The sequence below is a fragment of the Streptomyces sp. NPDC001604 genome (assembly GCF_042893475.1).
In the GTDB taxonomy this organism is placed as follows: Bacteria; Actinomycetota; Actinomycetes; order Streptomycetales; family Streptomycetaceae; genus Streptomyces.
Genome location: NZ_JBIAUY010000006.1, coordinates 197578 through 209537, shown reverse-complemented (window position 1 = coordinate 209537; position 11960 = coordinate 197578). Strand labels below are relative to the sequence as shown.

Sequence of the window (11960 nt, the reverse complement as noted above, 5' to 3'; positions counted from 1 at the left end):
CGGGCGGGTACCCGGACCGCATGGACGAACACGACGAGCGGGGTGCCACCATGACCGGAGTCGACCCCAGCCGGCTGGACGACCAGCAGCTCATGAAGGAGCTGGAGACGATCCACCGCACGCGCCACGACACGCTGCTGTACGGCTCGACGGACGCGCTGCGGGCCCACAACGATCGCATGGCCCAGCTGGAGGGCGAGTACCTGCGCCGCAACCCGCGGCGCACGGTGGCCGCGGGCCGCACCCGTGAAGGCGCACGGGACCGCCGGTGCGGGGAGTCGGCGACTCCCTGAATCACGGCGCCTCCTCAGTGGCGTACCGGCGGCCGGTCCCAATGCCGGTGCGCCGCTATCGCGTCGACGAACGCCTGTACGAACCCGGTGTCCGGGGTGCCCGGTGACGTGTCCGTCACCACGCCCCGGTCGGACACCGTGCGCCGGTCCCCGGTGGACAGCCGCAGGCCCTCGGGTTCCAGGGCGGACAGGACGCCCACGCCCGAGCCGAGCGCGGCCACGGGCTTGCCGTGCCGGTAGGCGTCCCGCACGAAGCGCAGCGCGTCCGGGTCCTTCGCCGCCGCCGGGGCGCCGTCCCGCCCGCCGGGCAGCAGCACCGCGTCGTACAGCACGGAGGCGACGGTCGGCAGTGCACGGTCCACCACGTACGACTCGCCGTCGGCGCCCCTGACCGTGCCGTCCGTCGGCGCCAGCGCCTCGACGATCGCACCCTCGGCGGCCAGCGCCTCCCGTACGGAGGTCACCTGTTCGGCGTCCACGCCGTCGGTGACGAGGACCGCGATCTGCCGGGTCCGGATCGAGCCGTCGCCACGCAGTGACTCGAGGCTGAGCGCGGGCGAGGTGAGTTTGTACGTCCCGGGCTCGGCGCCGTCCGGCTCCGGCACCCCGATGCCGCGCGCCACCTCGCGAGCCAACCCGCCGTCCACCTTGGCCAGTTCCTCGACGGTCCGGGTCCGGACGGTCGTCGCACCGACCTTGCCGAGCTCGAACCGGAAGGCCGCCACGATGTGCTGCTTCTCCCAGTCCGTCATGCTGTGGAAGAACATCGCGGGCTGGCTGTAGTGGTCCTTGAAGCTCTCGCTGCGCTTTCGGATCTTCGCGCCGTCGACACGTTCCGCGAAGGGGGTGCCCCCGCGCGAGTCTGTTCGAGCGTGGGGGAGCGTGTAGGCGTTCGCGTCCACCCCGGGGTGGGCGGGGCAGCCGCCGCCGAGCGAGTTCGGGAAGTAGTTGGTGCCCCGGTGGATCGCGCTCTGGTGGTAGCCGTCGCGCTGGTTGGTACGCACGGGCGCCACCGGCCGGTTGACCGGGAGCTGTGCGAAGTTGGGGCCGCCCAGGCGGATCAACTGGGTGTCCAGATAGGAGAAGTTGCGGGCCTGCAGCAGGGGGTCGTTGGTGAAGTCGATGCCCGGGACGACATTTGCCGTGTGGAAGGCGACCTGCTCGGTCTCCGCGAAGAAGTTCTCCGGGTTGCGGTTGAGGACCATCCGGCCGATCGGCCGGACCGGCACCTGCTCCTCCGGGATGACCTTCGTGGCGTCGAGGAGGTCGAAGTCGAAGGCGAACTCGTCCTCCTCCGGCACCAGCTGGACACCCAGCTCCCACTCCGGGTACTCGCCCGCCTCGATCGCGTCCCACAGGTCGCGCCGGTTGAAGTCGGGGTCGCGGCCCTGGCACTCCTGTGCCTCGTCCCACACCAGCGAGTGCACGCCCAGCTTCGGCTTCCAGTGGAACTTCACGAACGTGCCGCGCCCGTCGGCGTTCACGAACCGGAAGGTGTGCACGCCGAAGCCCTGCATCATGCGGTAGCTGCGCGGGATCGCCCGGTCCGACATCAGCCACATGATCGCGTGCAGCGTCTCGGGCTGCAGCGACACGAAGTCCCAGAGGGTGTCGTGCGCGGAGGCGCCCGTCGGGATGTCGTTGTGCGGCTCCGGCTTCACCGCGTGCACGAAGTCGGGGAACTTGATGCCGTCCTGGATGAAGAAGACCGGGAAGTTGTTCCCGACCAGGTCGTAGTTGTCCTCCGACGTGTAGAACTTGGTCGCGAAGCCGCGCACGTCCCGCACGGTGTCCGCCGAAGCGCGCGGCCCCTGCACCGTGGAGAACCGCACGAAGACCGGTGTCTGCACGGAGGGGTCCTGCAGAAAGGCCGCGCGGGTGAACTCCGCGCAGGACTCGTACGGTTCGAAGTAGCCGTACGCGCCCGCGCCCCGCGCGTGCACCACCCGCTCGGGGATGCGCTCGTGGTCGAAGTGGGTCAGCTTCTCCCGGAAGTGGCCCCTCTTAATTGGTTTTTGGGGCCTCCATCAGCGTCGGACCGCGCTCGCCGGCGGCCGGCGAGTCGTCGGTGTGGTCGACCTCGACGCCCTGGTCGGTGGTGAGCGGCCCGCCCGCCGGATCGTCGGCGTGGAAGGAGGCGCGCTGCTGCTGCTTCCGGTCGGCGGGGGAGCCCATCAGCCGGCCCCCTCGGCGAACACATGCAGGAAGGCGTCGCAGAACGCCTTCAGGTCGTCCGGCTTGCGGCTGGTGACCAGCTTGCCGGCGCCGTTGTCGTCGATCTTCACCTGTTCGTCGACCCAGGTGCCGCCCGCGTTGCGGATGTCGGTCTGCAGGCTCGGCCAGGAGGTCAGCTCACGGCCCCGTACGACGTCCGCCTCGACCAGCGTCCACGGGGCGTGGCAGATCGCGGCGACGGGCCTGCCCTGCTCGAAGAAGTCCCGCACGAAAGCGACGGCCTTCTCGTCCATGCGCAGGAAGTCGGGGTTGGCCACACCTCCCGGCAGGACCAGTGCGCCGAAGGAGGCGGCCGAGGTCTCGCCCACCACCTCGTCCACGGGGAAGGTGTCCGCCTTGTCGAGGTGGTCGAAGGCCTGGATGCGGCCGGACTTGGTCGACACCAGCACGGGTTCGTGGCCGGCGTCCTTCGCCGCCTGCCACGGCTCGGTGAGCTCGATCTGCTCGACACCCTCGGGTGCGGTCAGGAATGCGATACGCATGATGGTTCAACGTCCTTTCCCAGCACGCCAGTTGGCCTCGTCGGAGGTGGCGCGCTTCTTGTTGCGGCGGCCCGCGCGCAGACAGCGCACGAGCTCCTCGCCGTACGGCAGCACCACACAGGTGCCGATCGCGGCGGCGATGCCCGCGAGATAGCCGCGGGACAGCGGGCGGCGGCGCGGCACCAGACGCCAGGCGTCGGCGCGGCCCGCCCCTCCCCCACTCTCGGCTTCGCTCGAGCGGGGGGACCCCCATCGCAGCAGTGCCTTGACCTGGTCGGCATGCAGACACATCAGCGCGGACAGCGCGCCGTACGGCAGCGACTCCAGGAAGCTGTGGATGTGCTGCTCCAGCGGTGTGACCTCACGGTCGCTCTTCACCGCCGTACGCACGTCCCACAGCGCGGTCGCCTCATGCACCGCCGCGCCGCCCAACTGCACCGTCAGGAGCAGCGGGTTGACCTCGTAGCGCAAGGTCAGCGCGATGGGGATGCCGACCTCCGCCATCATCAGCGAGTGGATCAACGACTCCTTGGTGCCCGCCGTGTCCTCGATGCGGCTGCGCCGGTGCATCACCCAGTCGGCGAGACCGGGCACGAACCAGCCGGGCAGCAGCCCGTACAGCAGATAGCGGGTGGTCACGTCACCGACGTCGACGGTGACTCCGGTGGCGCTGATCTCGGCGGCCTGGTCCCGGCTCATATGCTGCCCCGGCCGTCCGGCACGGCAAGGCTGATCTCGGCGAGCGCCGAGTCCGGGTCCTGCACCGCGGCCAGATCGCCGAGGCTCACCATCCCGACCGGCAGCCCGTCCTCCACGACCGGCAGCCGGCGGACGGCGTGGGCGCGCATGAGCGCCACCGCGGCCGAAACGGGATCGTCCGGGCCGACCAGCACAGGATCCGGGGTGCACACGGACTGTGCGCTCACCGTCAGCGGATCGACACCGTCCGCCACCGCGCGCACCGTGATGTCACGATCGGTGAGCACGCCCACGACCTGCTGCCCGTCGGCCACCAGCACATCGCCGATGCCCTGCGACCGCATCAGCTGCGCCGCCTCGACGAGTGACGCGTCCGGGCGGACGGCGACCACGCCCGGTGTCATGACCTCCCTGACGAAATCCGCGCTCGCTGCCATCACTGGGGATCCTTCCTCCGTTCCCGGCCCAGGGCCGTCGTCGGGGTGACGCCGCCCGCAGTACCCCCGGGCCCCGGGCCTATGCGCCGCGGCGGACCCTCGTACTCCGGCGGCCGCAGGATCCGGCCGCGTCCGGGTCTACGCCCGTCGCTCCCCGGCGAGCGCCTCCGCCAGCTCCTGGACGGTGCTGTAGCGCGCCGCGCGGGGCAGCCGCTCCACGGGCTCGATCAGGGCGTCGGGCGCGTACGCCCGGCGCAGTGCCTGGACGAGTTCGCGGGGGCCCGCGGGGAACACGTGGCGGTTGAGGTGTCGGGCCAGTTCCGTGCGGACCGCGGCCAGGGACGCGCGGGAGCGTCCCGGCGCGATCGGACCGCCCGCGACCTCCGGGTCGTCGTCGGCGGTGGGCTCCGGGTCGTGCCATTCCTCGGTCCGCGTGGGGTGCCCGGACCGGAGCAGACCCTGGAGTTCGTGCTTCATCTCTTCGTCGCGGTGGACGCTCAGCCGGTCACTGCCTCGCTGCATGACTCCCTCCAGAACTTCGGGGTGGGCTCCGCGTACCCGAAGACCGGAGGCCGACACAGGGTTTGCGGCCCGAAAGCCGGGAACCCGACACCCGCCCTCCACGCACATCCTCGGGGAGGAATCGGCCATGGCACTCCTTGCCGTGATCATCCCGCTTCTCATGCTCGGCATGGTGCTTGCACTCGGCCGTTACGAGGAGTTCCTGCTGCCCGTGAAGAAGACCGACCCGGGCGACGACGCCCCGGCCGGCCCGCTCGGTGCGACGGTGCCACTCCCGGTCCTGCAGGTCCCGCGACGCCCGGTCCGAGTGGTTGCTTCAGGAACGAGTGCGCTCAAGGCCGCGCGCCACAAGCGCCGCCGCCACCCTGCCCCGCACTCTCCTCGCTGATCCTCACCCCCGGCGCCCGGCCGCCCCCAGGAGGGCCTCCAACTGCCGCAGCGGCTCCGCGCCGGCGATCCGCAGGACGACCGTGGCCGCGCCGGCCGCCGCAAGCTCGCCGATCCGTTCGGCGGCCTGCGAGGCGGGTCCCGCGACGGTGAACACCTCGTCCTGCGGGCGGCCGAGCCATTCGGCGTGACCTTCGACGTGCGGCTTGAGGGCACGGGCCACCTCGTCGGCGTCGTCGCCGACGGAGGCGAAGGCGAGGACCGTCAGGGTGTGGTCGGGCGTGGCGCCGCCCTTGGCGGTCAGCGCGCGGGCGTTCTCCAGGTCACCGGGTCCATGGCCCTCGGTGATCACGGTGCCGTCCGCGACCCGGCCGGACAGTTCGAGGGACCGGGGCCGTACGACACCGGCGACCACCGGTGGCACCTCGGCCGGCGGATGCACCAACTCGACGCCCTCCAGGCGGACCTCACGTCCCGCCAGCTCCACCCGCTGCCCGCGCAGCAGCGTGCGCACCGAGGTGATCGTCTCCTCCAGCAGGGCGAGCGGCGAGCGCGGCGCGACGCCCACCTGGGCCATCCACTCCCGCACCCCGTGCCCGATCCCGGCCACCAGCCGCCCCGGGAACACCCGTGCCAGCGTGGCCAGTTCCATCGCCAGCAGGGCCGGGCTGCGCAGCGGGGCGGGCGCGATGCCGATGCCCACCCGGATGCGCTCCGTCGCTCCCAGGGCGACCGCCGCCGCCGACACCCCGCCGTTCCACCCGAGGTCCTCGACCACCCACAGGTCGTCCACCCCGAGCGCCTCGGCCCGCCGCGCGAACCCGGGCAGCTCTTCCGGCGCCCAGGCGCGGTCGTACATCACACCGATCCGTGCATTCGTCATGCCCGGAACCTATGTGCCGGTGAGATGCCGATCAACGGCGTTCCCCAGCGGCGGAGTCCGAGGTGTCGGACGAAAGGAAAGAGTTCAGTCCCCGTGGCCCTGACCTGGGCACTGAACTCTTCGCTGCATGGAAGGAAGTAGCGACCCTCGCGCGGAACAGTTCAGTGCGCAGCCCACGATCGCGCCGGGTGGCCCATGGCCCCAGCGGCTCTCGAGTCAGGCTGGGGTCCGGTGCCCTTCTCATCAAGCCATTCCAGCCCCCACAGCATCAATGCCCTGGCGGCGGATTCCGGAACGCGCTCCTGGAACTTCCGCCGGGCTTCGGTCAACGAGCCCGCGCTCTGTCCCTCCCAGCCTTCGGCGTAGACAGGAGAATCACGGGCTGGGCTGCCGGTGAGGGCTTCCCAGATCCACGCTGCGGCGTGGCGTTGTCGCTGGCGAGTAACGCCCATCCGCACTGGATGGAAGATCGAGAACAGGCTGTCATAAGGGACCTCGAGAAGTTCGGATAGCGCTCTCCGGCGAGCGGCGTAGTCAATTGCTCCTCGTTTCCGCAGCAGATCGGCCAAATGGCGAATGCCGTTCCAGAAAGCCTGAGGGTCAGCAATTTTCTGAGTAGTTTTCCTCCAACTTCCCGTGCGGCGCTGCGGGGTGTCGAGCGATTCTTCGGCTTGGGCCCAAGTCCTTGCCCCGGCCAGGCGAGCGAGTGCGAGGGAGCAGAAATGCCTGCCGATTACAGGTGTGGTCCCTGGGAGGTGAACGGCCATGACGTTGCGGTAGTCATCAGCGTCTATCAGATTCGGAATATGCCGGAACTCCAGGGCGACGGATGATCCAGTGGGAACGGCGCCAGCGATTCGGTTCTGGTGGGGAACGATCGCCGTCATCATGCGATGCAGTCCCGCCGGGTGCGGGATGCCGCGCAGCGGGTTGCGGCCACTGTGCCTGGGTTGCCGTTCTGCGGCCAACCTGCGCACCCAGGGAGCAAGATGGCGTGCGCCAGTACTCCAGTCGGAGGCGTTCAGGATGGGTTCCGTGAGTGCAAGGGCGGCGGCAGCTTCGGACGCGGTGCGCGGCATCGTGCCGGACCCACCAGGTACCGCGCGAGGGTTCTGCGCGCGCTGTGTGCGGACGGCGGCGAGTGCGTCCGCGGCGAACCCGGGAAGTTCTGCGAGTTCGTCATCGTGGACGACCAGTCGCGCAGCAGCCGTCAGGTAGCGCAGAGCATCGAACCATTCGGCGCCGGAGACAGGCTCGCCTGCCAGCCGGGCCGTACCGCCGTCGGCAATGGCGAGTGCGCGCACTTGCAGATCAACCAACGCTTGTGGGACCGAGAGGGTGGGGATATCTGTGATGCGCTGCCGGCATACTTCCGGCTGGCTCGCTGCCACCGGGTTCGGCGAGCGGTTGCCGCATTCCTGAGGGTCCCGTGCGTAATGGGTCCCTGTAGGTAGACCTCCAGGCTTCTTTTTCCCGCTTCCGCGTCGCAATCTGACGCCGCAGGCAGGGCATATGTCGACGAGAAGACGCCGATGGACGGGACAGACGGCTGCGATGCCCAAGCGCCACCACACCGGCCACACCGCACTCCCTGAAAGGCAATGTGGGCAGGCACGGCTGGCGTAGGGCAGGAACCACTGGTGGCGAGTCAGACGAGGCAGGGTTTTTACGTCGTTTAGGTCAAGACGCGAAAAATTGAGGGCAGTTCCGTCATATCGAGCAAGTTGCATCTGCCACAGTTTTTTGGTGGTCAGCCCGGTCGTCAGCTGCAGGCCAGCCAGGCTGGCCGGTGTGAGAGTGACGCCGAAGAACAGCGGTCGCCTCATTTTTCCTGCCGAGTTAAATTCAAGTCCCAGCGCCCGGGCTGCGAAACCCGGTGGCAAATCCAATTTGATCGCAGCGCGATCCACCCAAGATTGGAACGCTTCGCCTTCCACAGGAGAGGGCACAACGGGAAGGCGGCGGAGCCGCGTTGCGTCAGCTGACAGCTGGGGGTGGACGACGCGCCGCCGTCGCGCAGCGGTGGGCTCCGCCAAGTGCTCATTGCTCATGTTTAACTTGCCGCCACCTTCGATCCTGCTGCGGCTTTCTGGCGGCGCTGCTGTACGACTTTCCGGTACGTGGCCTGAGCGTATTCGCTAATCTCGATGCGGTCCATGAGCTTGCGTGTGATCGCTTCCTCCCCGCTCATGACTGCTTCGATTGCGGATTCACGGAACAGATCGGTAAGGGCGCAGATGCTGCCATCGGTGCGGTCATAGAAGTAGGAACAGAGCTTCACGAGTTGGCCGGGCCTGTGCCTGTACAGCACGAGAGTGTCCTCCAGCGCTTTGACGGTCTCCGCCCATTCGAGCTTGTCCTGAGCAGTTTTGCATCCGAACTTGCGGACCGGGTAGCGAGTGTTTCGTCCTGAGGTTTGGGTGGCCCGCGAGGCAGCCTGGCCTTCGAGGAACAGTCCGGATTTCTCAAGGTCGACGCCGGTGTAGACGAACGTTGCCGCGGTTTCGTTGGCGATGTACTTCAAGTGATCGTTGACCACTCGGCCCTCTTTTGCGGACATGTCCAAGAAGTGCACATCATCAATGATCACGAGCTCCGTGCCGACGTCCGACAGGACGGAGAGCACGTGGTTGGTGATGTCGGTCTGGGTATCCCGGCCGCGTTGCACCATGCCGAGGTAGTCGGCCAACAGTACCGAGAGGTCCTTGGGCGTGGCCCTGGCCGGAATGCTGAGGTAGACGACGGGTGTGTAGTCGATGACCATCCCGTTGGATTCATAGCCGTCCTGAAACCTCTCCGGGTGCTTGCGGCGCAGCCGCCTCTCATAGCGGGCGGCAAACAACTTGACGAGGGTGGACTTGCCGACAGTGGGAGGGCCGTCGAAGACAAGGCCGGCTCTGGCCCCCGCAGCCCGCCGGGCATTGGCCTTCATCCTGCGCTCCATCAAGTAGTGCAGACGCTTGACCTGGGAAGTGTCGATGATCGCGAGGGCACTGTGATAGTTGTCGCGATCCTCATTGAGGTCGTCCTTGTCGTCATCCGACAGCTTCAAGTACTCCTCGTACGGCGGCATGACGGCTGCTCGGGGGCGCGACTATCGCGGTAGCGCCGCCATTCCTCCTTGTTGCGGGGTTCGGCTAGGCCGGGGTGTCGGAAGGTGCTCACACAGGCTCCTAGATCGCGTCGGGGTCCCAGACCTCTGCGGCCCTGACCTTGCTCAAGTCGAGGTCGCCCCATTCGCCGGGCTCTGTTTCGTCGTCCGCAGCGTCGGGCACGGCGGTCAGTGGAGGGTGGCTGTTGACGGGTGCGTCGTCGCGCTGCATGTCGCGGCTCTGCGCCGTACCTCGGTGTTCGTCCCGCGTGTGACGCTTGCGGTCGGCGGCGGTCCAGGTCTCAGGCGCGTCTGTGCGGTTCTGCAGGTCGGTTAGCGCCTCGGCTACCGCTTCTTGGTCCTCGGGTGCACGGCCGCGCAGGGTGATGAGCCGTTTCGCCTCCCGCAGTGTGATGTCGGTGAACGGCTGGTGCTCTCCGAGCGCATGCGTCCAGCGCAGGACGTGCCACCGACCGTCGGAAGGATCAAGAAAGTAGGCGTGCAGCAGGTTCCGCGGGTCATAGCGGATGGGCCACAGTTCGTCGGGGTAAGGAGCCTTGGCCTTGCGGTAGCGGTACAGGACGTCGGCGTTATACGTCAGGTGGTTCAGCTCGACGCCGTAGGGGTGGATTACGCGCTTGGCAATCGGCAGCAGCTCGAAGTACACGTTGGCTTCGCGGGGGCAGTCCACGTAGCCAGCCGAGCCGAGCGCCATGGCGTACGCCTCGTTCGGCGAGACCCGCAGATCCGGGAATCCGTGCAGAGTAAGACCGCGATGATGTTTGCGCTGGTAGACAGCGATGGCGTACTCGGCGAAGAACTCGGTGAGTTCGTCGATGGTCCACCGGGCCTGCTCTTCGGCAGTGCGGCCGCGATGTGCGACGTTGAAGCCCTTGTAGCCGGCGACGTGTTCGGCGAATTGCTCGCGGATAGTCTTGAAGAGTCTTTCCACGTGCGGTTTGTCGGTGGGTTTGAGCTTGCGCGCGTCCTGAAGGTCGATCTTCCATCGGGTGCAGGCGCGCCAGACTACGTCGGACTTGTAGGGCTTGCCGTGGTCGTAGAGCAGCGTCTCGGGGTAGATGACCGGTCGAGCGGCGGCCTCGGCCAGGCGCTCGTCGACGGTCAGCAGCCGCTCGTATGGGACGCGGAGCATCTGGTAGCGCAGGGCGTCAGACCAGCCGGGGCGCATCATCTCCGGCGTCATGACGTCGGCCAGCAACAGGCCGATGTCGATGGCTTTGGTCCCCTCGGGCGTGAGCCGCCAAGCCAGGAGGGAACGGGTGGCCACGTCCAGGGCGATGGTGAGTTCCACGCGGATAGTGCTCGTGGTACCGGGGTCGTAGGCGAGGACGTCGAGCGGGGTGGTGTCGAGCATGACCACTTCGCCGGGGCGGGTGGCGATGACGTTGCCGAAGGGCCGGTCGGGCTGGTTCGCGGCCGAGGACCGCTGGTAGGCCGGGGCAGAGGGGCTGATGTCCAGCAAGTGGGCGACCGCGCGTCGGCAGATGTCCCGGCTCGGCAGCGGAACGGCACCGGCGCCGTGGTCGGCATCGAGACGGTTCTGTGTACGCCGGTAGAAGCGGTTGCCGATGGTCGCGGAGCTGTCGGCGCGCTCGGCGGCCGCCTGGTCACGGATGGCCTGGATCAACCGTGGATCGAGGTTCTTCAAGGGGTTGCGGACACGGGCCTTGCGCTTGTCCACCAGCCCCCAAAGGCCGTTCTCCGTGCGCCGCGCCCACAGCTTCCATATCCATCGGTCAGTCACGCCAAGCTCTTGGGCTTTGGTCTGGACACGGATGATTTGGGGGAGGGCGGGATCGTATTGCGGGCGGGGTTCGTCCGCGGCCGCGCTGAGCGGGTCACCGGAGCGGTAGCCCGTCATGGCCTCCAGTAGATGGGCCTCTAGTTTCAGCGCAGCGTCCTGCACAGCTTTGTCCAGGCCTGCCAGGACGCCGGCTGGATCGGGGTGGGCATCGGGATCCATCAGTGCCGTGGGCGGCGGTTCGACCGCCGCACGGAAGCTGCTGTCGGCGAGCAGGACCGACAGCATGATGGTCTGCGTGCGGCCGTTCTCCGAGCGCAGGCGCACGGTTGCACCGTCGAGCCCCGCGACCTGGTGCCGTTCCTCCTCGAACTCGATCCAGTCGGTGACGGCGCGCCGATGGCTGCTCATGCGGCACTCCGTGGGTCTGCGGCTCGCACATGGGTGTGATCGCGCAGAGGACGGGTCTCGTCGAAGGCAAGCTGGTGGTGCCACATGAGGTGGTAAGTCACGGATCGCGCGAGTTCGGGGACAGGCTGGAAGCTCACCAAGTCACCAATGGGCACGGATCTTTGGGCGAGCATCAGCAGGCGATCGACGAGAGCTTTCCCAGCCAGCAGGGGCCGGCGGTAGCCGGCAAGCCAGGAAACGTTTGCCCAGCGCAGCGCATCGGGTTCGCCCACCATGGTGTAGTCCCAGCCGATCCGCTGGCATAGCCCGGCCGTCCGACGGGCCTGCCAGATAACGGCGGGCACTGTCATACGCCCGTCTTCCTTGACGTCCAACAGCAGCACCGAGCCGTCGCGCCGACGAGCGAAAAGATCTGGGGTGTGCCGCCAGGCGCCCTCGGAATCGTGGCTGTCAATGGTGAACGGCTGGGCGCTGAATGAAACCACCTCAGGGTCGAAGTCGAGCAGCTTCATCCACTTCGATTCCAGGTACGACTCGTAGTCGATCATCCGGTCGGTCGTCGCCGACCAGTAGTGGCCGGGGGTGTGGTGCTGGCCTACGTGAGAAGGGATCTCGCGGGCGGGGAGTGCGTTCTCAAAGGCGACTGCGGCAGCCAGGGAGGCAGGGATGATGCGTTCCGTCCCGCAGGGCTCGTAGTACTGGAGGAAAGTTCGGTCGCGAGCGGCGCGCACGGGTCGAAGCGTGCGTGTTCGCGGTGG

11 protein-coding genes and 1 pseudogene are annotated in these 11960 nt (G+C 68.0%); 2 read left to right on the top strand and 10 right to left on the bottom strand.

Annotation, left to right across the window (positions count from 1 at the left end):
* The first annotated feature begins 20 nt into the window (after window positions 1–20).
* Window positions 21–293: a DUF6158 family protein gene (locus ACFY1E_RS19355; RefSeq protein ID WP_389077334.1), complete on the top strand. Its 273-nt coding sequence runs from the start codon at window positions 21–23 to the stop codon at window positions 291–293.
* A 14-nt stretch (window positions 294–307) separates the two neighbouring features.
* Here ACFY1E_RS19355 and ACFY1E_RS19350 read toward each other — a convergent pair.
* The 5 genes and pseudogenes from ACFY1E_RS19350 to ACFY1E_RS19330 form a co-directional block, all read right to left on the bottom strand.
* Window positions 308–2468 (bottom strand): annotated as a pseudogene (locus ACFY1E_RS19350) (catalase).
* Window positions 2468–3010, bottom strand: a complete 543-nt coding sequence (locus tag ACFY1E_RS19345) for a type 1 glutamine amidotransferase domain-containing protein (protein WP_389077331.1) — start codon at window positions 3008–3010, stop codon at window positions 2468–2470. Before ACFY1E_RS19345 ends, ACFY1E_RS19350 begins: the two are co-directional and overlap by 1 nt.
* Before the next feature lie 6 nt (window positions 3011–3016).
* Window positions 3017–3709: a diguanylate cyclase gene (locus tag ACFY1E_RS19340; RefSeq protein WP_389077329.1), complete on the bottom strand. Its 693-nt coding sequence runs from the start codon at window positions 3707–3709 to the stop codon at window positions 3017–3019.
* Window positions 3706–4146: a CBS domain-containing protein gene (locus ACFY1E_RS19335; protein WP_389077327.1), complete on the bottom strand. Its 441-nt coding sequence runs from the start codon at window positions 4144–4146 to the stop codon at window positions 3706–3708. Before ACFY1E_RS19335 ends, ACFY1E_RS19340 begins: the two co-directional genes overlap by 4 nt.
* Window positions 4147–4284: 138 nt before the next feature.
* Window positions 4285–4668: a DUF2795 domain-containing protein gene (locus ACFY1E_RS19330; RefSeq protein ID WP_389077325.1), complete on the bottom strand. Its 384-nt coding sequence runs from the start codon at window positions 4666–4668 to the stop codon at window positions 4285–4287.
* Window positions 4669–4795: 127 nt separating this feature from the next.
* On the opposite strand from ACFY1E_RS19330, the gene ACFY1E_RS19325 reads away from it, so the two are divergent.
* On the top strand, window positions 4796–5056 hold the full coding sequence (locus tag ACFY1E_RS19325; RefSeq protein ID WP_389077323.1) for a hypothetical protein: 261 nt from the start codon (window positions 4796–4798) through the stop codon (window positions 5054–5056).
* Between the two features lie 3 nt (window positions 5057–5059).
* On the opposite strand, the gene ACFY1E_RS19320 is transcribed toward ACFY1E_RS19325, so the two are convergent.
* The 5 genes from ACFY1E_RS19320 to ACFY1E_RS19300 all read right to left on the bottom strand — a co-directional run bounded on the left by ACFY1E_RS19320 (window position 5060) and on the right by ACFY1E_RS19300 (window position 11933).
* Complete coding sequence (locus ACFY1E_RS19320; RefSeq protein WP_389077320.1) at window positions 5060–5938, bottom strand: LLM class flavin-dependent oxidoreductase; 879 nt, start codon at window positions 5936–5938, stop codon at window positions 5060–5062.
* A 161-nt stretch (window positions 5939–6099) separates the two neighbouring features.
* Entirely contained in the window at window positions 6100–7989 is a 1890-nt protein-coding gene (locus ACFY1E_RS19315; RefSeq protein WP_351924701.1) for a TniQ family protein, read from the bottom strand.
* Window positions 7990–7991: 2 nt separating this feature from the next.
* Window positions 7992–9011 carry a TniB family NTP-binding protein gene (locus ACFY1E_RS19310; protein ID WP_389077317.1) on the bottom strand — a complete coding sequence of 340 codons (1020 nt, stop codon included), beginning with the start codon at window positions 9009–9011 and terminating at the stop codon, window positions 7992–7994.
* Window positions 9012–9111: 100 nt separating this feature from the next.
* Window positions 9112–11202 (bottom strand): Mu transposase C-terminal domain-containing protein, encoded by a 2091-nt coding sequence (locus ACFY1E_RS19305; RefSeq protein ID WP_389077315.1) that lies wholly within the window; start codon window positions 11200–11202, stop codon window positions 9112–9114.
* Complete coding sequence (locus tag ACFY1E_RS19300) at window positions 11199–11933, bottom strand: TnsA-like heteromeric transposase endonuclease subunit (RefSeq protein ID WP_389077313.1); 735 nt, start codon at window positions 11931–11933, stop codon at window positions 11199–11201. The genes ACFY1E_RS19305 and ACFY1E_RS19300 overlap by 4 nt, the downstream gene beginning before the upstream one ends.
* Window positions 11934–11960 lie beyond the last annotated feature (27 nt).

Bases quoted from the DNA above. Each gene is read 5' to 3' on its own strand.
- ACFY1E_RS19305 (WP_389077315.1), bottom strand. From the start codon at position 11,202: ATGAGCAGCCATCGGCGCGCCGTCACCGACTGGATCGAGTTCGAGGAG.
- ACFY1E_RS19355 (WP_389077334.1), top strand. From the start codon at position 21: ATGGACGAACACGACGAGCGGGGTGCCACCATGACCGGAGTCGACCCC.
- ACFY1E_RS19315 (WP_351924701.1), bottom strand. From the start codon at position 7,989: ATGAGCAATGAGCACTTGGCGGAGCCCACCGCTGCGCGACGGCGGCGC.
- ACFY1E_RS19320 (WP_389077320.1), bottom strand. From the start codon at position 5,938: ATGACGAATGCACGGATCGGTGTGATGTACGACCGCGCCTGGGCGCCG.
- ACFY1E_RS19330 (WP_389077325.1), bottom strand. From the start codon at position 4,668: ATGCAGCGAGGCAGTGACCGGCTGAGCGTCCACCGCGACGAAGAGATG.
- ACFY1E_RS19345 (WP_389077331.1), bottom strand. From the start codon at position 3,010: ATGCGTATCGCATTCCTGACCGCACCCGAGGGTGTCGAGCAGATCGAG.
- ACFY1E_RS19310 (WP_389077317.1), bottom strand. From the start codon at position 9,011: ATGCCGCCGTACGAGGAGTACTTGAAGCTGTCGGATGACGACAAGGAC.
- ACFY1E_RS19335 (WP_389077327.1), bottom strand. From the start codon at position 4,146: ATGGCAGCGAGCGCGGATTTCGTCAGGGAGGTCATGACACCGGGCGTG.
- ACFY1E_RS19340 (WP_389077329.1), bottom strand. From the start codon at position 3,709: ATGAGCCGGGACCAGGCCGCCGAGATCAGCGCCACCGGAGTCACCGTC.
- ACFY1E_RS19325 (WP_389077323.1), top strand. From the start codon at position 4,796: ATGGCACTCCTTGCCGTGATCATCCCGCTTCTCATGCTCGGCATGGTG.